Source organism: Rhizobium rosettiformans W3, from assembly GCF_004912135.1.
GTDB lineage: Bacteria > Pseudomonadota > Alphaproteobacteria > Rhizobiales > Rhizobiaceae > Allorhizobium > Allorhizobium rosettiformans.
Window position 1 is genome coordinate 211,681 of record NZ_STGU01000002.1, and the last position, 18,373, is coordinate 230,053.

Here is an 18,373-nt window from a genome sequence, read left to right on the forward strand (position 1 = left end):
AGGTCTTCCGACGGTCCGCTATCACCTTGGGAGGTTTAAAATGAAATCCGTTATGAAGCTGATGGCAGCCACTGCCGTCATCGTGAGCCTGCATTCTGTCGCCAACGCCGAAGGCCTGACGGTCGGCGTTTCCTGGTCGAACTTCCAGGAAGAGCGTTGGAAGACCGACGAAGCCGCGATCAAGGCAGCACTTGAAGCCGCTGGCAACAAGTACATCTCTGCCGACGCTCAGACGTCTGCCGCCAAGCAGCTGACCGACATCGAAAGCCTGATCGCACAGGGCGCAAACGCTCTGATCGTTCTGGCCCAGGATTCCGAAGCCATCGGCCCGGCCATCGAAAAGGCCACCGCTGAAGGTATCCCGGTCGTCGGCTACGACCGCCTGATCGAAAACCCGGATGCCTACTACATCACCTTCGACAACAAGGAAGTCGGCCGCATGCAGGCCCGCGAAGTGTTCAAGGTGAAGCCGGAAGGCAACTACGTCTTCATCAAGGGCGCCTCGACCGACCCGAACTCGGACTTCCTCTACTCCGGTCAGATGGAAGTGCTGAAGGAAGCCATTGACTCGGGCAAGATCAAGAACGTCGGCGAAGCCTATACCGACGGCTGGAAGCCGGAAGCTGCCCAGAAGAACATGGAGCAGTTCCTGACCGCCAACAACAACGCCGTTGACGCTGTTGTTTCGTCGAACGACGGCATGGCCGGTGGTGTTGTCGCCGCTCTCGAAGCCCAGGGTCTCGCTGGTTCCGTTCCGGTCTCCGGTCAGGACGGCGACAAGGCCGCTCTGAACCGCGTCGCACTCGGCACGCAGACCGTGTCTGTCTGGAAGGACAGCCGCGAACTCGGCAAGAAGGCCGCCGAAATCGCCAACGAACTCGCCGCTGGCAAGTCAATGGACGAAATCGAAGGCACCGTGAAGTTCTCCGGCGGCCCGAAGGGCACCGAAATGAACTCCTACTTCATCGCTCCGCTGCCGATCACCAAGGAAAACCTCAACGTCGTCATCGACGCTGGCTGGATCTCCAAGGAAGAAGCATGCCAGGGCGTTGCCGCCGGCTCGGTTGCCGCCTGCAACTGATCGCGTGACTGACCTTTAGAGCTTGAGCCGGGACGCCGCAGCCTTTTGCGCTGCGGCGTTTCGACTGATCGGGAGCATCGCGGCAGGAGCGCGGCGGACGGCTTTAAGGGGCCAGCCTTCGCATACTCCATAGCCGCCGAAGAACGAGAGATGCCTCGATCCGCATGGCGGGCACGATGCCCGCAAGCCGCACGCCGGATGCGTGCCCTTCGCAAGCCGACAAACGACTGGGGAGAATTATTCGTATGGCGGATCACAGCCTAGCCACACCCGCGCATGGTGCCCGGGCATCCAATGTTTCAGCGCTCAAGCGCTTCTTCCAGGCCACCGAGATCGACACGCGCCTGCTCGGCATGGTCATCGCGCTCGGCCTGATCTGGGTCGGCTTCGACATCCTGTCGAACGGCCTGTTCCTGACCTCGCGTAACCTCTGGAACCTCTCGGTTCAGGCGGCCTCCGTGTCGGTCATGGCAACCGGCATGGTCCTGGTTATCGTCACCCGCAACATCGACCTGTCGGTCGGCTCGATCCTCGGCTTTGTCGGCATGATCATGGCCGTGCTGCAGGCTCGCATCCTGCCGCCGATCATCGGCTTCGAACATCCGATGATGTGGATCATCGCGCTGTCGGCCGGCATCCTCGTCGGCACCTGCATCGGTGCGCTGCACGGCGCCATCATCGCCTTCCTCGGCGTTCCCGCCTTCATCGTCACGCTCGGTGGCCTGCTCGTCTGGCGCGGCGCGGCCTGGATGGTCACCTCGGGCGCGACCGTTGCCCCGATGGACACCACCTACCGTCTGATGGGCGGTGGCGCGGATGGTTCGATCGGCGTGACCGCCAGCTGGATCGTCGGCATCGTCGCCTGCCTGATGATCGTGCTGTCGATCCTCAACACCCGCCGTCAACGCCGTCGCTTCGGCTTCCCGCTGCGTCCGATCTGGGCGGAGTATTTCCTGGTGGCCTCCGGCTGCGTCGCCGTGCTCAGCGCCGTCTGGGTCGCCAACAGCTATTACATGCCGGTCAACCTCGCGCGCCGCTATGCCGAGGAAAACGGCATCGCCTGGCCGGAAGGCGGCCTGCAGATTGGCCTCGGCATCGCCGTCCCGGTTCTGATCGCTATCGGCATCGCCATGGTCATGGCCTTCATCACCAACCGCACCCGCTTCGGCCGCTATGTCTTCGCCATCGGCGGCAACCCGGAAGCCGCTGAGCTCGCCGGCATCAAGGTGAAGTGGGTCACCGTCAAGCTCTTCGCTCTGATGGGCGCCCTCTGCGCCATCGCCGCCGCCATCTCGACCGCCCGTCTGAATGCTGCGACGAATGCCCAGGGCACGCTCGACGAACTCTACACCATCGCCGCAGCCGTCATCGGCGGCACGTCGCTTGCCGGCGGCGTGGGCACCATCGCCGGCGCCATGCTCGGCGCCATCGTCATGCAATCACTGAATTCGGGCATGGTCCTGCTCGGTCTCGACACACCGCTCCAGAGCATCGTCATCGGTATCGTGCTCGTCGTCGCGGTCTGGCTCGACACCGTCTACCGCGCTCGTGCGAAGTAAGGGGAGTTGAACTCATGTCTGAAAATCGCACCCCCCTCGTGGAAATGCGCAACGTTTCCATCTCCTTCGGCGGTATCCACGCCGTGGACGACGCCACGATCGACCTCTTCCCGGGTGAAGTCGTGGCCCTGCTCGGCCACAACGGTGCCGGCAAGTCGACCCTGATCAAGATCCTGTCGGGCGCCTACAAGCGCGACAACGGCGACATCCTGATCAAGGGCGAATTCGCCGACATCAACAACCCGCGCGACGCCAAGAAGTATGGCATCGAGACGATTTACCAGACGCTCGCCGTCGCCGATAACGTCGATGCCGCCGCCAACCTCTATCTCGGCCGCGAGCTGCGCACCGCCTGGGGCACGCTCGACGATGTTGCGATGGAAGCCAAGGCGCGTGAAGTCATGGGGCGCCTCAACCCCAACTTCCAGCGCTTCAAGGAGCCGGTCAAGGCTCTGTCCGGTGGTCAGCGTCAGTCGGTGGCGATCGCGCGTGCGATCCTCTTCGACGCCCAGATCCTGATCATGGACGAACCGACGGCCGCCTTGGGTCCGCAGGAAACCGCCCAGGTCGGCGATCTCATCCAGCAGCTGAAGAAGGACGGTCTCGGCATCTTCCTGATCAGCCACGACATCCACGACGTCTTCGACCTCGCCGACCGCGTCTTCGTCATGAAGAACGGCCGCGTGGTGGGCCATGCCCGCACCGAAGACGTCACCAAGGACGAAGTCTTGGGCATGATCATCCTCGGCAAGTGCCCGCCCGGCGCCATCCCGGGCCCGGGTGCCATGCAGACGGCATGAGCGTCGCCAAGATGAAGTGAGACAGGCGAGGGGGCGTTAAGCTCCCTCGTTTTCGTTTATCGGGTCAGTAACCGGCTTCCCGTTGATGCCGGAACGCAAGGATATAGACCAGGTCTGCTTCTTCGTCATAGCGATAGAGGGCGACATACCCCGTCTCGCCAAACGGGATGACCAATTCGCGCATAGGGGAATGGCCCTCGATGGGGCGCCCGATTAATGGAGATATCTCAAGTCTGAAAAGAGACTGTTCTACAATCCGACCCGCCCTTGCCGCGGCCTCGGGGGAATGACGGCTCAAGAACACGCGGCACCGCCCGATGCCGGCAGCCCCCGCTTTGTGACGACTAGTCGTGGCACTCCGGCGGCGCCTTCTCGTCCGGAGATCCCCAGCTGCACAGCCAGGCACTCACTTCTCCACCCGTCAGATGTTGGCCATCTGCCTGATAGTCCTGCCAGGATTGTTCCGCTTCCGCAAGAAAGCCGGCACGACCATCTTGCCGCTCCAGATAGTCTCGCACAGCCTCATCAAGCAGCTGGTCCTCGGTGCGTTGCGTGCGGCTCGCGAGTTCCGCAAGCCGAGCCTTCAGCGCATTATCGAGAGTGAACGGGCGGTTCATCCGGGTCACCTGACCTTTTGGTGTGTGGAATGAATATACGACAAGCCTTTCGCTCTGTCGACGCGCCCCGCTCCATGGAACAACACCCTGAGCCCCGCGGTTGGCACCATCAGCCGGTCCGTCCGCAACGCCGCCCGGCGCCTCGATCTGATCCCGGAGCCTACCCGATGTCTTATTCCCGTTTCGCCGCGATGATCGCCACGTCGACTGTGGTTATGTTCGCGCTGATGTATCTGAACACCTACGCCCTGGACCATGTCACCTACAGTCAGACGCGCACTTGGATGGCGCTCCTGATGGGGGCCGTCATGGCTATGATCATGATGGGCTTCATGGCGTCGATGTACAAGAACCAGCGCTGGAATGCCGTGATCATCGCCGGCAGCGTCGTCGTCTTCGCCTTCTCTCTGTGGCTCGTGCGCAGCCAGGAGACGGTCGGCGACGTGAGCTACATGAAGGCGATGATCCCGCATCATTCGATTGCGATCATGACCAGCGAGCGGGCGCATATCCGCGATCCGCGCGTGCGGGAACTCGCCGACGGGATCATCGAGGCGCAGGTGCGCGAGATCGCGGAGATGAAGAGGCTGATCGCCGAACTCGAAGCCAATCCGCCGGCGGATGATGCCCCGGATCTTGCCCCATCGCCGCAGACGACGCCGCAGCCGTGAGGAATGCGCGGGGGAGGGGCGATCAGACGCCCTTGATCAGGGCCCCGATCGTGCCGCCGACGAGCAGCACGATGCCGATCAGGAAGGTGAGCGCCGCCCCGGGGCCGCGAGTCTTGGCATCGGCGTAATATTCTGCCGCATAAAGCGCCCGCGCCGCCGTCCAGCCGAGACCCAGCAGCCCGGCCAGCATGTCGGAGACGTAATAGCCGAAGATCCAGAGCGACGGCAGGAAGAGCACCAGCTGCTCGACGGTGTTCTGCTGGACGCGAAAGATCCGCTCGAAATCCGCATTTCCGGTGGTCTTGGGTGCCTCCACCCCGAACTTGCGGCGGGCCTGACCGACTTTCAGCAGGAACCAGCAATAGGTGAGCAGGGCGGCAAAGGTGGAAAGTATGGTGAAGCGCATGATTTTTCTCGGCAACACATGTCGATCGTAACCATTGATTGGTAGGCGGCGTGTCATGATTAGGCAAGCAAGGAAGGTTACGATCACAGTGCGTTTGTGAAGAGCGCGGCGCTTGTGGGATGAGACCGTTTCCGCCATCATCAAGCGCAATGCTTCGCAAGCGCAAGCTGCAGCCCGTGTGACAAGACAAAGAGACGTGATGAGTACCGATCCATTCAAGTTTGGCCGCGCCTACGACCTGCATGAGCTGGTCGCCGACGGGATCATCCATGGCATCGGTGTCGTCTTCGCGCTGGTCGGCGCCACCGCGCTGATCTTCTATGCCACCGTCTATTCCGACTATGCCAATATCGCCGCGAGCTGGATCTATGGCCTCGGGCTGATCATCGCGCTCGGTGTCTCCTTCACCTACAACATGTGGCCGCATTCACGCGTGAAGTGGATCCTGCGCCGCTTCGATCACTCCGCGATCTTCATCCTGATCGCTTCCACCTACACGCCCTTCCTCGTGCAGGGTGCCGACCGCCCGCTGATCCTGGCACTCCTCATCGGCATCTGGATCACGGCCTTTACCGGCATCTGGCTGAAGTTCCGCTTCCCCGGCCGCTATGACCGTCTCGCCATCCTGCTCTATCTCGCCATGGGCTGGAGCGGCGCCTTCGCCATGGGGCCGCTTTCGGAAATCATCCCGGGCGTGACGCTGACCCTGATCATCGTCGGCGGCTGCATCTATTCCGCCGGCGTCGTCTTCCATGTCTGGGAACGCCTGCGCTTCCAGAATGCCATCTGGCACGCTTTCGTGGTGACAGCCGCCATCGTCCATTACTCGGCGGTCTTTACGGCGATCAGCCTCGGCTAAAGCGTACTCACCCTTTCCCCGAACGTCATCCTCGGGCCTGTCCCGAGGATCTACCGACGCCTGCCTCACACTTGACGCCTGCGTCCTTGCCGAGCCCGTCACCACAGGTCCCAGAGCCCCAGTCACAACTCCACATTCGACGACCGAAACCAGCTCCCCCTCAGATCCCAGTCACCTCGGCCTGCTTGGCAATCTGCTTGGCAGTCGCCGACGCACCGATGCGGAAACCCGCGAGCGTCATGGGAAAGCTCAGCGCCAGCGAGACGCCTGCCAGCACCAGCGTCGCCGTCAGCGGCATCATGCCTATCTGGGCCGCAAGCAGCTGCAGTTCCGCGCTGGTGATGCCGTTCACCCAGACGATCGCGAGCAGGATCAGCGACCCGAGCAGCACCGCCACCACGGCAAGCAGCGCCGAAAGTTTCAGGCTCAGGCCCCAGCCGGGCCGCGCCTTCAGCCGCTGCGTCACATAGCTGCCCGCCGAGGAGCCCGCGGCCATCAGCACGGCCACATTCCCGGCAGACGACATGCTGTCGCCCCAGCCGAAGGCATCGAGCGCCAGCACCAGGAGATAGATGGCGAGCTGCGCTGCGATGAAGACGAGCGTGTAGCGAAGCAGGAGGCCGGGAAGCATGGAGGTCATGAAATCTGTTTTCCGTCTGGGGTGGTCTTGCCTTTAAGCTCTTGTTGCCCGATGTGTCGACGCGGCGAAGTAACGCCCGTCACACCACCATCTCGCGCGGCGCATTTTCCACCGCAAATTGCAGAAGCCCCATCATGACCACGTCTCTCATCCTCCGCGACGCAACCGAAGCCGATCTGCCCGCAATCCTCGCCATCTACAATCACGCAGTGGCCGAGACGACGGCGATCTGGAACGAGATCCTGGTCGATCTCGACAATCGCAAGGCCTGGTATGATCTCCGTCAGGCGAGGGGCTTCCCGATCCTCGTTGCCGAAGTCGATGGCCGCATCGCCGGCTACGCCTCCTACGGCGACTGGCGCCCCTTCGATGGCTTCCGCCAGTCGGTCGAGCACTCGGTCTATGTCGAGAAGGACCATTATGGCCGCGGCCTCGGCAAGGCGCTGATGTCAGCCCTGATCGAGCGGGCGAGGGCGGGCAACATCCATGTCATGGTCGCCGCCATCGAGGCCGGCAACACGGGCTCCATCGCCCTCCACAAAAGCCTCGGCTTCCGCCTCGTCGGCACCCATCATGAAGTCGGCAAGAAGTTCGGCCGCTGGTTGGACCTCACCATGATGGAGCTGAAGCTCGACTAAAGGTCCTCCTCGGCGATCCCAAAGGGGGGCCGCCGTCAGGCCCGCTCCATGCCGCGCCAGCGCACGCCGGAGATGATGAAGCCGTCCGTCGGTCCCGTCGGCACGGTAGTGAGCGAGACTGACAGATCCTGTTCCGGCACCTCGTAGTCGATGACGCCGGCCAGCAGCCGCGCTGCCTCCTTCAGGATCTCGACGGTCGCCATCTCGCCCGGACAGCGATGTCCGCGTGCGGTCGATCCTGCCCCTTGCGGAATGAAGCTGTAATCCGCCTCGTCCCGGCGCACCCCGCGCCCGGGTCGGAATTCGTCCGGTGCGCGAAACGCCTCTCCGGCATGGCAGCTGCCATAGAGGTCGAGCATCAGCCATTGACCGCGCCGAATACGGTAACCCTTCCAGTCGAACGACGCCCGGGCCACCGCACCGACAAAGGGAAAGAAGGGCGAAATCCGCCGCACTTCCTCGGCAAAATCCGTCAGCCGCTCGGCATCGGGTTCGGCCAGGATCTCCTTCCATTGCGGATGCCGCTCGAACCGCAGCGCGGCAAAGACGATGTAGCGGCCGATCGCAACCAGCGGGCGGATCAGGTTGATCAACTCGACAGCCGCGACCGTCGGCGAGAGCAACTGGCCATGCACGTCGCGATAGCCCGCAAGCATGGCCATCGGTGAGCCCGGCATCGGCGTGAGCTTGCCGCGCCGGATCTCGCGGAACGCCGCGCGAAACCGCCGTTCGAGAAGCGAGCGGCGAAACAGCGTGCCGAAGGTCCGAGGCCCGACATGGCCGGCATTCTCGATCATGTCGGCAACCAGCGCGGCATCGTCTTCGAGCAGGTCTGCATCCACAGGCGCCTGCGTCCAGGAAAGGGCCGTGCGGAAGAGGATGAGGTCGAGCTCCTTGCCGAGCGCCACGGCCCCCATGCGCGACCAGTCCGGCACCCGCTCCAGGAACTGCCGGCGGAAGGTCGCGACAAGACGGTCGAGCGACCCCTTGTCCTCCATCAGGATCCGCACGAAGAGCGCCTTGCGATGGCGATGCGCGGCCCCATCCAGCTGCTGCACGCTGCCCCTGTCCTGCAAGAGCCGCAGCACGGTCTGCGGCATGGCGCCGACGCGCGTCAGTCGGGCATCGTCGTAAATCAGCCGCGCCGCGATCGGCCCGGTCATGCAGATCACGTCGCGCAGCATCAGCCGGGTGCGGAAGATCGGCGTATCGAGATCGGCAAAGCGCCGCGGCAGGAAGCCATAGCCTTCGCGCATCAGGGAAAGCGTTTCGTCGAAGGCGGGACTGCGCGGGATCTTCGGCGGCCAGAACCGGCTGCCTCCGCCGCGGTAATCGACCACGCGATCTGGCGTCCCGGTCGCCTCCAGCTGCACCGGTCTAGTGTCCTGCACGATCATCTCAAGTCTCCCCAAGCCGAGGCACCCCACGCACCTCGCTTGCGGGCGAACATCGCGGCGGACCATTTGTTCCGCGCGTTTCTGGAAAATGGCGAAAAAAAGGTGGGAACGAAGCTCGCGGCCGCCGGTTGGCTCTCTGCCGACGCTCGGAAGTCGGCAAAGAACGAGGAAAAACAACAGGAGACACGGCCATGGGCAGCGGCACAGGCGACAGCAAACACTTCGGCAAAGGCAGCCAGGGCAAGGGCGATGGTTCAGGCGGCATGACCAACCTGCAGGAAGGCATGCTGGAGGAAAACCAGGTCCTTTCCAACCGCGATAAGGCGCAGCATCCTGAGACACGCGGTCTCGACAGCAAGAATGTCCAGACGGAGCAGTATCAGGATCACTCGGCCAATCGCCGGTCGAGATGATCGGCCGGCCCGGAATTGCTGACTAGCCGGAGCACGGTTCGGTTGGTCTGGGCGGGCCACGAGGCGCAAGCGACGCGGCCCAGAGGTTTGCCCGGCCTCTTTACAAAGACGCGGCCTTGAGGATTTATCCTGTTCTTTGGCAGGAGACTCCTATGACCTTCGAAACCTGGCTTGCCTTCGCCGCCGCCTCTGCGGTTCTCTTGATCATTCCTGGACCGACCATTCTTCTGGTCGTCTCTTATGCGCTGGGGCAGGGCTGGCGCAGCGCGCTGCCCGTGGCAACCGGCGTGGCGCTTGGCGATTTCACCGCCATGACGCTCTCCATGCTCGGCGTCGGCGCGATCCTTGCCACCTCGGCCACCATTTTCACGGCGCTGAAATGGCTGGGTGCGGCCTATCTCGTCTATCTCGGCATCAAGCTCTTCCGCGCTGGCGGCACCCTTGATGTTAAGCCGCAGACGGACCGGGCAACGACCATGAAAATGGTGGGTCACGCCTGGGTCGTCACTGCCTTGAACCCGAAGAGCATCACCTTCTTCGTGGCCTTTCTGCCGCAGTTCCTCGACAAGCATGGCGACTTCTTCACCCAGATGGTGATCTTCGAGACCACCTTCCTTGTCCTCGCCTTCCTGAATGCCGCCGGCTATGCCCTGATCGCCTCCCGCGCACGAAACCTCGTCCGCAGCCCGCGCGCCATTGGCCTCTTCAACAAGACGGGCGGGACGCTGCTGATCGGTGCCGGTGTCGCAACCGCCACGCTCCGCTCCGCGCCCTGATGGTGCAAGACGGGCGAGGCCTTGGCACCCCGCCCGTCCAGTTGGAAAAGATCAGAGCAGTTTCAGGAGCGCCTTGGCGGCCTCTTCCGAAGACGCCGGGTTCTGCCCCGTGACCAGCTTGCCATCGGTCACGACATGCACGCCCCAGTCGGCACCCTTCTCGTAAAGCCCGCCGCGCTCCTGCAGCATGTGCTCGACCAGGAAGGGCACGACCTTGGTGAGGCCGACGGCCTCTTCTTCCGAATTCGTGAAGCCCGTCACCTTGCGGCCCGAGACCAGCGGCTGGCCGTCCTTGCTCTTCACATGACGCAGCACGCCCGGCGCATGGCAGACCGCGCCGACCGGCCGATCCTTGGCGGCAAAGGCTTCGATCAGAGCGATGCTGTCCTTGTCTTCGGCAAGGTCCCAGAGCGGGCCATGGCCGCCGGGATAGAAGACCGCGTCGAAGTCGGAAGGATCGATCTGCGAGAGCGGCGTCGTCGAAGCCAGCAGCTGCTGCGCCATCTGATCCGCCTTGAAGCGATCCGTCGCCTCGGTCTGTGCATCCGGCTCGTCGCTCTTCGGGTCGAGCGGCGGCTGGCCGCCCTTCGGCGAGGCAAGCGTGATCTCCGCGCCGGCATCCTTCAGCACGTAGTAGGGCGCGGCAAACTCTTCCAGCCAGAAGCCGGTCTTCTTGCCGGTGTCGCCGAGTTTGTCATGGGAGGTGAGAACCATCAGGATTTTCATGGGTGGTTTCCTTTGTAAGATGTTGATCGTGTTTTCATGCTGGCCGCAGGAGCCTCACCCTTCGAGGTCCGGCTGCGCCGGATTCCTCAAGGCGAGGGGAGATCTTGGTGTTTCAGGCGGCAGACGCCCTCATCCTGAGGAGCCCTCGCAAAGCGAGGGCCTCGAAGGATCATTCTCTTGCAAATCAGTCATCCGGGCCGACGCGGATCACCCGCTTGCCGAAGGCCTCGCCGCGCAACAAGCCGATGAAGGCGCGCGGTGCCTCTTCCAGCCCGTCGATCATCTCTTCGCGATAGGTGATCTTGCCGGCCTCCACCCAGCCGCCCATTTCCTTGGCAAAGTCGCGATAGAGGTGACCGAAATCGTCGAAGACGATGAAGCCGCGCACGGTGATGCGCTTCTTCAGGAACATGCCCATCAGCCAGCCCAGGCGGTCCGGGCCGTCGGGCAGGGAGGTCGCATTGTATTGCGAGATCAGTCCGCAGAGCGGAATGCGCGCGCCGGTATTCAGTTGCGGTGCCACGGCATCAAAGACCTTGCCGCCGACATTTTCGAAATAGATGTCGATGCCCTCGGGCGTTGCGGCCTTCAGCTTTTCGGCAAAGCCATCCGCCTTGTAGTCGACGCAGGCGTCGAAGCCGAGCGTATCGACCGCATGACCGCATTTCTCCGGCCCGCCGGCAATGCCGACGACCTTGAGGCCCAGGATCTTGCCGATCTGTCCGACGGTCGACCCCACAGGTCCGGTGGCACCCGCAACCACCAGCGTCTCGCCGGCCTTGGGCTTGCCGATTTCCTTCAGTCCCGACCAGGCCGTGAAGCCCGGCATGCCGGTCACGCCCAGCGCCCAGGACGGATGGCTGGGATTGGCACCCAGCGGCGTCACGCCCTTTCCGTCCGACAGCGCATAATCCTGCCAGCCGGTAAAGCCGACCACCCAGTCGCCCTCCTTGAAGCCTTCGAGCTTCGAAGTGACCACGCGCGACACCGTGCCGCCCACCATGGTCTGGCCGATCTCGACCGGCGCCGCATAGGACGGTGCGTCGCTCATCCGCCCGCGCATATAGGGATCGAGCGAGAGAAAGACGGTGCGCAGCAGCATCTGCCCCTCGGCCGGCTCGGGGATGTCGGCGGTCTCGAGCCTGAGCGTCTGGTCGGTCGGTTCGCCCTTGGGGCGCTCGGCCAGAACGAAGCGGCGATTGCTCGTGGTCGATTGCGGCATGGAATGTCTCCTTGTCTGGCGGGCCCTGCCGATGAGGCAAGTCCCTCTGGAAAGGGCACCGCCACCCGCGGCCTTGGGAGGCAGGCACGGGTGGCGGCGTTCATGAGCCGGTCAACGGGTCTCTTCTATCGTTGTTCCATGACATTCTGTCGCGGCCATGGCAGGCCGCCCGCCTCCCCTTGAGGGGGGGGGAGGTCCCGCAAAGCGGCGGGTGGGGGTGAAGAACGCTGGCTTTCTCCGTCGCCCTCAATCGATCCGCACCCGCGCCATCTCGCCACGAATGCGGATGTCCGGCTTTGCGCCCGGCGTGTTCGGAAGCGCGCTGTCGACATAGGAGGCGATGGCGTCCACGCCGTAGGAAACCGGCGTCGGCACCAGGAAATGCAGCGAGGCATCAAGCATCTTGCCGGAAATGCGGATCTCCTCGGTGTTCAGCACGCGCTCGAAGGCAAGCCGCGCTCTCAGGGCCGCTCCGCTTGCCGCGACGCTCGCCGCATGGCCGGTGAAGAAGAAGTCGCCCGCGTCGCTGTCGACATCGATTGTCGCAAAATCCCCGTCGAGCCGCATGCGCGCGGCCTTCTGCCGGATCGAGATCCGGGCATCCGGCGCAAGCCGCGCGTCGAGCATCAGCGTGCAATCGTCCCAGTCATCCCAGCCGAAGAAGCCGCTGCGCTCGCCCATATGGACGCGAAGCGTATCGCCATCCCGTTCCATCCGCGCCGCACCGGCGCAGTCGCCGCCGAACCAGCCCGACCGCCAGATTGCGCCCCAGCCGTGGCGGGTGCCGGAAAGAACGGCCTCCCGCGCGCCATCGCCGCGGGTCGAGATCCGGATGTCGCTGGCGGCACCGGTGACCGAAAGCTGTGTGACGCCAGCAAGATCCACCGGGCCGGAGATTGCATCGCTCGCACGGATCATCTGCATGCCGCCATCGATGACGGCCAGCCCCACGAGACCACCGAGAAGTGAGAGGATGACAGTTCTTTTGCGCATCAGGGCTACTCCTGTTTTCGGCGCGCCGCTCGGCAGCGGGCCGGTTTCGATGCCGTCATCTGCTGCCTCGTGAGCCTGATCCGCGACCTCGATCGCGATCCGGGTCGACCGGGATCGCGCTTTCGGTCATGGTCACCGGGCATTCCGATCCGTTATCACCGAAATATTCGCATGCTTCTTGTCCCGCTCTCCTTCCTTGTCGCCCTGTTCCTCGCCGTTTTTCTCGTTCGCCTGCTCGGCGAGGGGCGGGAGACCTGGCGCCACAATGGCCTCTTCCTCGCCTTGCTGGCACTCTATGTGGTGCAGAGCCTGCTGGTCGGCCTGCGCTGGGGCTATGGCGTGATGGCGGTCCTGCCGCTGCTGCCGGTCATGGCGAGCCTCGTCCCCGCCCTGTCTTATCTCGCCTTCCGCGATCTGACCCGCGAGACACCGGGGCTTGACCTCAGCGACTGGCCCCATCTCCTGCCGACTTTGGCCACGCTGCTCCTGCTCGTGATCGGCCGGGCGCCGGTCGATCTCGTCATCATCGCCAACTTCCTGGGGTATGGCCTGGCCGTGCTCTGGCTCGCCCGCCTCGGTCCGGATGGACTGGTTGCCGCCCGCCTCGACGGTTCGCTGCGTTCTTATCGCGCTCTGCTGCTGACCGGCATTGCGCTTGTCGCATCTGCGCTCACGGATGTGGCGATCAGCCTGGACATGCTCTGGTCCGGTGGTCGCTATTCGCCGATGGTCGTCTCGGCCGCCACCACCCTCATCCTGCTTCTCCTCGGCATCGGCGCCGTGACGGCAGGTGCCGAGGAGGCGGGCGAGGGGCGCCTCGCCGATCACGAAGGATCAGCAGGAGAGAGCGACGACAGGAACCCGCGAACCACGCTGCCCACGCCGAGCCCACAAGCGGATCAACCCGCTTCCAACGAAGGCGTGGCTGCCTCCACGCCATCGGCCAAGACCGCCAGCGACGAGCACCGCCGCCTCGCTGCTGATCTCGACCGCCTGATGACGGAAAAGCGCCTCTGGGCCGACCCGGACCTCAACCTCGCCCGGCTCGCCCGTCGCCTCGGATCCCCCGCCCGCGCCGTCTCCGAAACGGTCAACCGCGTCCATGGCATCAGTGTCTCGCACTACGTCAACAACCACCGCATCGAGGAAGCCTGCCGCCTGCTGTCCCAAACGGACATGCCGGTAACCCGCATCCTCTTCGAAGCCGGCTTCGTCACCAAGTCAAACTTCAACCGGGAATTTTTGCGCGTCACCGGCCAGAACCCCAGCGACTGGCGACGGCGAGCACTCCCACCTCCCCCTTGAGGGGGGGAGGTCGCCGCGAAGCGGCGGGTGGGGGTGGATCCATTCAAGAGAGCGGAGGTTCAGTTCCTCCGATGCCCACAAAGTCCCTTGCTGGCACTCAATCGCAATCGAGGATATATTGCGGCCCTAGAAAGGATATGCCGCCATGCCGCTCTACATCAAGGACCCGGAAGTCGACAGGCTCGCGACCGAGTTGATCGGGCTGACGAACACGAGCAAGGTCGATGCGGTCCGGGATGCCCTGAAGGGCGCCATCGCGAGCCACAAGGCGAAACTCCCCGTGCGCGAACGCCTCGCCAGGACCCTCGCCATGGCCGAGGCCGCCGGCCCGTTTCACCCCGGTGATCACAGAAAAGAAACCGATGAGATGTGGGGCGAGACCGACGGATGATTTTCATCGATGCGTCCGTCGCGGTTGCGATCATCACGCGAGAAGATGACGCCGCCGATCTGATGGAGCAACTGGACCAGGCAGGCGGCCCCTTTTTCGTCTCCGGCGTCATGCGGATGGAAGCGACGCTCTCGATCGCGCGGCGGCTGGCCGAGAGAGACAGTCCGGCAGCGCCGGACATGGTGGCAACGGCACGAAGGCTCGTCGACCAGTTCATTGCCGATTTGGATGCAGTTGAACTTCCAATCACGACTGAAGTCACCGCGAGGGCTTTGGACGCGGCCCAGCAATACGGCAAGATCGTCAATTATCCAGCGAGACTGAACCTCGGCGATTGCTTCAGCTATGCCTGCGCCGCCATTTCCGGAGCGAAAGTCGCCTTCAAAGGCGACGATTTCGTCCACACCGACCTGGGTTGGTAAACACGCCTACCCTTGAGGAGAGGGCTCCCTTTCACCGCGAATAGGCCGTGATCACCTCGAGAAACGCATCCCCATATCGCTCCAGCTTCGACTGGCCGATGCCGGAAATGCCGAGCATCTCGTCCTCGTCCATCGGACGCTCCGTGGCGAGCGCAATCAGCGTGGTGTCGGGGAAGATGACGTAGGGCGGCACGGATTGTTCGCGCGCCAGTTCCATGCGCCTCGCCCTCAAGGCCTCGAACAGTTCCTGATCCGCCTGGTCGAGACCGGCCTTGGCATTGGCGGTCCGCGACGACTGTCCGCGCGCCGCCTTGCCGGTCGTTGGCCTATCCTTGCGGAACCGCACCTCCACCTCGCGCTTGAAGACCGCGCGCGCACTTTCCTCCAGTGTCAGCGCGCCATAGGCGGTGTGGTCGACGCGGATATAGCCGGCTGCCAGCAGCTGTCGATAGACCGACTGCCAGGTCTTGGAGGGCAGATCCTTGCCCGCGCCGAAGACCGGCATATCGCAATGGCCGAAGCGCTGCGTCTTCTCGTTCTCGTTGCCGAGGAGCACATCGATCAGATGGCCGGTGCCGAAGCGCTCGCCGGTGCGGTAGATGGCGGCCAGCGCTTTGATCGCGGCGTCGAGCCCGTCCCAGGTCTCGACCGGTTTCAGGCAGGTGTCGCAATTGCCGCAGCCGCCCGCGTGGCTTTCGCCGAAATGCTTGAGAATTGCTTGTCTCCGGCAACCCGGCGTCTCGCAGATCGCGAGCAGCGCATTGAGCTTGGCCCGCTCGACCCGTTTCACCTCGTCGGAAGCGCCACCCTCGTCGATCATCCGCCCGCGCTGGATGACATCCGCCATGCCATAGGCCATCCAGACTTCGGACGGGAGGCCGTCACGCCCTGCGCGGCCCGTCTCCTGGTAATAGGCCTCGACCGAACCCGGCAGGTCGAGATGCGCGACATAGCGCACGTTGGGCTTGTCGATCCCCATCCCGAAGGCGACGGTGGCGACCAGACACAGCTCTTCCTCCTTCAGAAACGCATCCTGATTGGCATCGCGGAGCGCCCGGTCCATGCCGGCATGATAGGGCAGCGCCCTTATCCCCTGATCGTCGAGCCAGTTCGCGATCTCCTCCACCTTCGCGCGGGAGAGACAATAGACGATGCCGCTCGAGCCCTTGTGGCGCGAGAGGAAGCGCAACAGTTGTTGCCGCGGCTGGTCCCGCTCGACGATCTCGTAGGCGATGTTCGGCCGGTCGAAGGAGGTGGTGAAAACCGCGGCATCCTGAAGCCCCAGCCGCTCGATGATGTCTTCCCGCGTATGCGGATCGGCGGTCGCCGTCAGCGCCATGCGCGGCACGCCGGGAAAGAGATCGGCGAGCTTGCCGAGTTCGCGATATTCCGGCCGGAAATCATGCCCCCATTGCGACACGCAATGCGCCTCGTCGATGGCAAAGAGCGCGATCTCCACCCCTTGCATCATCTCGAGGAAACCGGGCGTCACCGTCCGCTCCGGCGTCACATAGAGAAAGTCGAGCTCGCCGCGATCGAGCGCCCGCCGGATCTCGACATATTCCTCGCGCGACAGTGTCGAGTTGAGCGCCGCGGCTCGGACTCCGAGCCCTTTGAGCGCCTCCACCTGATCTCGCATCAGCGCAATCAGCGGCGACACGACAACCCCGACGCCGGCGCGGCAGAGTGCGGGCACCTGGAAACACAGCGATTTGCCCGCACCCGTCGGAAAGAGCACCACCGCATCCCCGCCCGACACGACGTGGGAAACCACCTCCGCCTGCCGCCCGCGAAAGGCCGGATAGCCATAGACGCGCTTCAAGACGGAAAGCGGGCTCTCCTGGGGCTGGTCAAAGAGCGGATCGGTGAGGGAATGAGTCGGCATGGGGCATGGTGTAGCCGACGGGGGAGGGGATGGCCACGGGCAGGCCGAGTTTCCCGGTGGAGAAGTCCGATGCTGCCTTGCCAGTCCCTCGGTCGACTGCTCCTGATCGGGTCCTCCTCCCAATGTTCCGGATCCTCCTCCCATGCCATCCGCATCCTTCAAGCTCTATCTCGCCGGCCCCGAAGTCTTTCTGCCCGATGCCCGCGCCATTCTCGACGCCAAGGCAGCGCTCACCCGCGCTTACGGTTTCGAGCCGATCTGCCCCGGCGATCTCGCCATCCCGCCGGCGCCGACCAAGCACCAGTTCGGCCTGAATATCTCGGAGATCGACGAGAGCTTCATGAACCGGGCCGATGGCATCATCGCCAACCTGACGCCCTTTCGCGGCATTGCCGCCGATCCCGGCACGGTCTTCGAACTCGGCTACATGTGCGGCGCCGGCAAGATCGTCGCCTGCTACACCAATATCGCCGACAGCCACTTCAAGCGCAGCGCGGATTTCTATGCCGGCGCGGTTCACCTCGCAGAAGATGGGCGCAAACGGGCGCCGGATGGCACCATGCTCGAGGATTTCGAGATGATCGAAAACCTGATGCTGCACGGCGGCGTCGAGCGCCGCGGCGGCCCGGTCTGTGTCCATGCCGCAGAGCCCGACAGGCTCTGGACCGATGTCACCGCTTTCGAGCAGTGCTTGAAGGTGCTCGCGGCGAAGGGATGATCTGACCGTTTGGCTCGGGGCTCAGAAGTCCCAGGGGTTGACGAGCTCGACCCCGCAATCGCGAAAGTCATCGATGTTGCGTGTCGCAAGGGCCCCCGCTTTGGTCCGGGCGACCGCCGCAATCATGCCATCCGGCGCGGACATCGGCTGCCCCCGACGTTTCGCCTCGGCCATGATGGTGCCATAGGTTAGGGCCGCCTCTTCGTCGAAACCGTAAATGCGGCCGACGAAGCGGCTCCTCCAGTCCTTGAGTGAGAGTTCGAGCCGTGGTGCGCGCTCCTCATCGCGTATCTTCGCAATCCCATACGCGATCTCGCCAATGACGATGCTGGAGAGTGCCAGCTCCGCATCATGGCGTATGAGCCAGGCAATCACGGCCTCGTTCGGCACCTTGCGGAAGGTTTCGGAGACGACATTGGTGTCGAGAAAAATCAAAGCTCCGGCCCCTCATGGCCCATGCTGTCGGCGCGGATGGAAGCATCCAGATCGATGTCGAGCGCCGACTGTGCGCTGATCCGGCGATAAAAGTCCGCAGCGGCTTCGCGACCCGTTTGCTGCGTCTCATAGGCTTCCAGCGCCCGTTCGACGATATCGGCGATCGAGCGGTTCTCTCGACGCGCCAGGCGATGCGCCAGATCACGGGCACGAGCGCTGCGGACGGAAAGCTGTGGTTCGGCCATGGGAAGTCTCCTTGGAGGAGAAATTTAGTATGATTATGGCGTGCCATCAAGATGGCAGCAGATGGCTAGCCATCCGATTACGCCGTGCGGGGGCGACAGAGGTTCCCCTTAAACCCAGGGCTTGCGAGCCGCCCATGCCGGTGCAAGGCTGCGGCTCCTACCGGAGAGTTCCCC

General features: G+C 63.8%; 23 protein-coding genes. 12 read left to right on the forward strand and 11 right to left on the reverse strand.

What is annotated here, in order from left to right:
- Positions 1-40 precede the first annotated feature (40 nt).
- From xylF to FAA86_RS04305, 3 genes are all read left to right on the forward strand, one after another.
- A complete protein-coding gene (gene xylF, locus FAA86_RS04295) occupies positions 41-1,081 on the forward strand; it encodes a D-xylose ABC transporter substrate-binding protein (protein ID WP_113461957.1) in 1,041 nt (346 codons plus the stop codon).
- Between the two features lie 245 nt (positions 1,082-1,326).
- Positions 1,327-2,640, forward strand: coding sequence for a sugar ABC transporter permease (locus tag FAA86_RS04300; protein WP_113461956.1), 1,314 nt, complete (start codon positions 1,327-1,329; stop codon positions 2,638-2,640).
- A gap of 14 nt (positions 2,641-2,654) precedes the next feature.
- Positions 2,655-3,440 carry an ATP-binding cassette domain-containing protein gene (locus FAA86_RS04305; protein WP_136538526.1) on the forward strand — a complete coding sequence of 262 codons (786 nt, stop codon included), beginning with the start codon at positions 2,655-2,657 and terminating at the stop codon, positions 3,438-3,440.
- A gap of 64 nt (positions 3,441-3,504) precedes the next feature.
- Here FAA86_RS04305 and FAA86_RS04310 read toward each other — a convergent pair whose 3' ends face one another.
- The gene (locus FAA86_RS04310; protein ID WP_136538527.1) at positions 3,505-3,846 is read right to left on the reverse strand and encodes a type II toxin-antitoxin system RelE/ParE family toxin; all 342 of its coding nucleotides are present in this window, start codon (positions 3,844-3,846) and stop codon (positions 3,505-3,507) included.
- Positions 3,785-4,057, reverse strand: coding sequence for a CopG family ribbon-helix-helix protein (locus tag FAA86_RS24500; RefSeq protein ID WP_167494888.1), 273 nt, complete (start codon positions 4,055-4,057; stop codon positions 3,785-3,787). Before FAA86_RS24500 ends, FAA86_RS04310 begins: the two co-directional genes overlap by 62 nt.
- 167 nt (positions 4,058-4,224) lie before the next feature.
- Between FAA86_RS24500 and FAA86_RS04315 the strand changes: the two genes are divergently transcribed.
- Positions 4,225-4,728: a DUF305 domain-containing protein gene (locus tag FAA86_RS04315; protein WP_136538528.1), complete on the forward strand. Its 504-nt coding sequence runs from the start codon at positions 4,225-4,227 to the stop codon at positions 4,726-4,728.
- Positions 4,729-4,750: 22 nt separating this feature from the next.
- Here the strand turns inward: FAA86_RS04315 and FAA86_RS04320 are convergent, their stop codons facing one another.
- Positions 4,751-5,134 carry an MAPEG family protein gene (locus FAA86_RS04320; RefSeq protein ID WP_136538529.1) on the reverse strand — a complete coding sequence of 128 codons (384 nt, stop codon included), beginning with the start codon at positions 5,132-5,134 and terminating at the stop codon, positions 4,751-4,753.
- Positions 5,135-5,333: 199 nt separating this feature from the next.
- On the opposite strand from FAA86_RS04320, the gene trhA reads away from it, so the two are divergent.
- Positions 5,334-5,993 carry a PAQR family membrane homeostasis protein TrhA gene (gene trhA / locus FAA86_RS04325; RefSeq protein ID WP_113461950.1) on the forward strand — a complete coding sequence of 220 codons (660 nt, stop codon included), beginning with the start codon at positions 5,334-5,336 and terminating at the stop codon, positions 5,991-5,993.
- Positions 5,994-6,153: 160 nt separating this feature from the next.
- Here trhA and FAA86_RS04330 read toward each other — a convergent pair whose 3' ends face one another.
- Positions 6,154-6,633, reverse strand: coding sequence for an ABZJ_00895 family protein (locus FAA86_RS04330; protein WP_136538530.1), 480 nt, complete (start codon positions 6,631-6,633; stop codon positions 6,154-6,156).
- Positions 6,634-6,767: 134 nt separating this feature from the next.
- On the opposite strand from FAA86_RS04330, the gene FAA86_RS04335 reads away from it, so the two are divergent.
- Positions 6,768-7,271, forward strand: a complete 504-nt coding sequence (locus FAA86_RS04335; protein ID WP_136538531.1) for a GNAT family N-acetyltransferase — start codon at positions 6,768-6,770, stop codon at positions 7,269-7,271.
- 35 nt (positions 7,272-7,306) lie between these two features.
- Here the strand turns inward: FAA86_RS04335 and FAA86_RS04340 are convergent, their stop codons facing one another.
- Entirely contained in the window at positions 7,307-8,668 is a 1,362-nt protein-coding gene (locus tag FAA86_RS04340; protein WP_136538532.1) for a cytochrome P450 family protein, read from the reverse strand.
- A gap of 191 nt (positions 8,669-8,859) precedes the next feature.
- Here FAA86_RS04340 and FAA86_RS04345 point away from each other — a divergent pair, with 191 nt between their 5' ends.
- Positions 8,860-9,081 (forward strand): hypothetical protein, encoded by a 222-nt coding sequence (locus tag FAA86_RS04345; protein WP_113461946.1) that lies wholly within the window; start codon positions 8,860-8,862, stop codon positions 9,079-9,081.
- A gap of 152 nt (positions 9,082-9,233) precedes the next feature.
- Entirely contained in the window at positions 9,234-9,857 is a 624-nt protein-coding gene (locus FAA86_RS04350; protein WP_113461945.1) for a LysE family translocator, read from the forward strand.
- 51 nt (positions 9,858-9,908) lie between these two features.
- Here the strand turns inward: FAA86_RS04350 and FAA86_RS04355 are convergent, their stop codons facing one another.
- The 3 genes from FAA86_RS04355 to FAA86_RS04365 form a co-directional block, all read right to left on the reverse strand.
- Positions 9,909-10,583, reverse strand: a complete 675-nt coding sequence (locus FAA86_RS04355; protein WP_136538533.1) for a type 1 glutamine amidotransferase domain-containing protein — start codon at positions 10,581-10,583, stop codon at positions 9,909-9,911.
- Between the two features lie 184 nt (positions 10,584-10,767).
- Complete coding sequence (locus tag FAA86_RS04360; protein ID WP_136538534.1) at positions 10,768-11,805, reverse strand: NADP-dependent oxidoreductase; 1,038 nt, start codon at positions 11,803-11,805, stop codon at positions 10,768-10,770.
- 246 nt (positions 11,806-12,051) lie between these two features.
- Positions 12,052-12,798, reverse strand: coding sequence for a hypothetical protein (locus FAA86_RS04365; RefSeq protein WP_136538535.1), 747 nt, complete (start codon positions 12,796-12,798; stop codon positions 12,052-12,054).
- Positions 12,799-12,969: 171 nt separating this feature from the next.
- Here FAA86_RS04365 and FAA86_RS04370 point away from each other — a divergent pair, with 171 nt between their 5' ends.
- The 3 genes from FAA86_RS04370 to FAA86_RS04380 all read left to right on the forward strand — a co-directional run bounded on the left by FAA86_RS04370 (position 12,970) and on the right by FAA86_RS04380 (position 14,916).
- Entirely contained in the window at positions 12,970-14,103 is a 1,134-nt protein-coding gene (locus FAA86_RS04370; RefSeq protein ID WP_136538536.1) for a helix-turn-helix domain-containing protein, read from the forward strand.
- 145 nt (positions 14,104-14,248) lie between these two features.
- Positions 14,249-14,494, forward strand: a complete 246-nt coding sequence (locus FAA86_RS04375; RefSeq protein WP_136538537.1) for a type II toxin-antitoxin system VapB family antitoxin — start codon at positions 14,249-14,251, stop codon at positions 14,492-14,494.
- Positions 14,491-14,916 (forward strand): type II toxin-antitoxin system VapC family toxin, encoded by a 426-nt coding sequence (locus FAA86_RS04380; protein ID WP_136538538.1) that lies wholly within the window; start codon positions 14,491-14,493, stop codon positions 14,914-14,916. Before FAA86_RS04375 ends, FAA86_RS04380 begins: the two co-directional genes overlap by 4 nt.
- Before the next feature lie 31 nt (positions 14,917-14,947).
- Here FAA86_RS04380 and recQ read toward each other — a convergent pair whose 3' ends face one another.
- Positions 14,948-16,801: a DNA helicase RecQ gene (gene recQ / locus FAA86_RS04385; protein ID WP_136538539.1), complete on the reverse strand. Its 1,854-nt coding sequence runs from the start codon at positions 16,799-16,801 to the stop codon at positions 14,948-14,950.
- A 142-nt stretch (positions 16,802-16,943) separates the two neighbouring features.
- Here recQ and FAA86_RS04390 point away from each other — a divergent pair, with 142 nt between their 5' ends.
- Positions 16,944-17,519: a nucleoside 2-deoxyribosyltransferase gene (locus tag FAA86_RS04390; RefSeq protein ID WP_136538540.1), complete on the forward strand. Its 576-nt coding sequence runs from the start codon at positions 16,944-16,946 to the stop codon at positions 17,517-17,519.
- A gap of 21 nt (positions 17,520-17,540) precedes the next feature.
- Here FAA86_RS04390 and FAA86_RS04395 read toward each other — a convergent pair whose 3' ends face one another.
- Together FAA86_RS04395 and FAA86_RS04400 are read right to left on the reverse strand one after the other, a co-directional pair.
- Positions 17,541-17,954 carry a type II toxin-antitoxin system VapC family toxin gene (locus FAA86_RS04395; RefSeq protein ID WP_136538541.1) on the reverse strand — a complete coding sequence of 138 codons (414 nt, stop codon included), beginning with the start codon at positions 17,952-17,954 and terminating at the stop codon, positions 17,541-17,543.
- The gene (locus tag FAA86_RS04400) at positions 17,951-18,199 is read right to left on the reverse strand and encodes a plasmid stabilization protein (protein WP_136538542.1); all 249 of its coding nucleotides are present in this window, start codon (positions 18,197-18,199) and stop codon (positions 17,951-17,953) included. The genes FAA86_RS04395 and FAA86_RS04400 overlap by 4 nt, the downstream gene beginning before the upstream one ends.
- Positions 18,200-18,373 lie beyond the last annotated feature (174 nt).

What these genes read in the sequence shown, in the direction of transcription:
- trhA (WP_113461950.1), top strand. Translation starts at nt 5,334, where the DNA reads ATGAGTACCGATCCATTCAAGTTTGGCCGCGCCTACGACCTGCATGAG.
- FAA86_RS04305 (WP_136538526.1), top strand. Translation starts at nt 2,655, where the DNA reads ATGTCTGAAAATCGCACCCCCCTCGTGGAAATGCGCAACGTTTCCATC.
- FAA86_RS04345 (WP_113461946.1), top strand. Translation starts at nt 8,860, where the DNA reads ATGGGCAGCGGCACAGGCGACAGCAAACACTTCGGCAAAGGCAGCCAG.
- FAA86_RS04355 (WP_136538533.1), bottom strand. Translation starts at nt 10,583, where the DNA reads ATGAAAATCCTGATGGTTCTCACCTCCCATGACAAACTCGGCGACACC.
- FAA86_RS04375 (WP_136538537.1), top strand. Translation starts at nt 14,249, where the DNA reads ATGCCGCTCTACATCAAGGACCCGGAAGTCGACAGGCTCGCGACCGAG.
- FAA86_RS04370 (WP_136538536.1), top strand. Translation starts at nt 12,970, where the DNA reads ATGCTTCTTGTCCCGCTCTCCTTCCTTGTCGCCCTGTTCCTCGCCGTT.
- FAA86_RS04350 (WP_113461945.1), top strand. Translation starts at nt 9,234, where the DNA reads ATGACCTTCGAAACCTGGCTTGCCTTCGCCGCCGCCTCTGCGGTTCTC.
- FAA86_RS04315 (WP_136538528.1), top strand. Translation starts at nt 4,225, where the DNA reads ATGTCTTATTCCCGTTTCGCCGCGATGATCGCCACGTCGACTGTGGTT.
- xylF (WP_113461957.1), top strand. Translation starts at nt 41, where the DNA reads ATGAAATCCGTTATGAAGCTGATGGCAGCCACTGCCGTCATCGTGAGC.
- FAA86_RS24500 (WP_167494888.1), bottom strand. Translation starts at nt 4,057, where the DNA reads ATGAACCGCCCGTTCACTCTCGATAATGCGCTGAAGGCTCGGCTTGCG.
- FAA86_RS04365 (WP_136538535.1), bottom strand. Translation starts at nt 12,798, where the DNA reads ATGCGCAAAAGAACTGTCATCCTCTCACTTCTCGGTGGTCTCGTGGGG.
- FAA86_RS04380 (WP_136538538.1), top strand. Translation starts at nt 14,491, where the DNA reads ATGATTTTCATCGATGCGTCCGTCGCGGTTGCGATCATCACGCGAGAA.
- FAA86_RS04360 (WP_136538534.1), bottom strand. Translation starts at nt 11,805, where the DNA reads ATGCCGCAATCGACCACGAGCAATCGCCGCTTCGTTCTGGCCGAGCGC.
- FAA86_RS04320 (WP_136538529.1), bottom strand. Translation starts at nt 5,134, where the DNA reads ATGCGCTTCACCATACTTTCCACCTTTGCCGCCCTGCTCACCTATTGC.
- FAA86_RS04335 (WP_136538531.1), top strand. Translation starts at nt 6,768, where the DNA reads ATGACCACGTCTCTCATCCTCCGCGACGCAACCGAAGCCGATCTGCCC.
- FAA86_RS04300 (WP_113461956.1), top strand. Translation starts at nt 1,327, where the DNA reads ATGGCGGATCACAGCCTAGCCACACCCGCGCATGGTGCCCGGGCATCC.
- recQ (WP_136538539.1), bottom strand. Translation starts at nt 16,801, where the DNA reads ATGCCGACTCATTCCCTCACCGATCCGCTCTTTGACCAGCCCCAGGAG.
- FAA86_RS04390 (WP_136538540.1), top strand. Translation starts at nt 16,944, where the DNA reads ATGCCATCCGCATCCTTCAAGCTCTATCTCGCCGGCCCCGAAGTCTTT.
- FAA86_RS04330 (WP_136538530.1), bottom strand. Translation starts at nt 6,633, where the DNA reads ATGACCTCCATGCTTCCCGGCCTCCTGCTTCGCTACACGCTCGTCTTC.
- FAA86_RS04400 (WP_136538542.1), bottom strand. Translation starts at nt 18,199, where the DNA reads ATGGCCGAACCACAGCTTTCCGTCCGCAGCGCTCGTGCCCGTGATCTG.
- FAA86_RS04340 (WP_136538532.1), bottom strand. Translation starts at nt 8,668, where the DNA reads ATGATCGTGCAGGACACTAGACCGGTGCAGCTGGAGGCGACCGGGACG.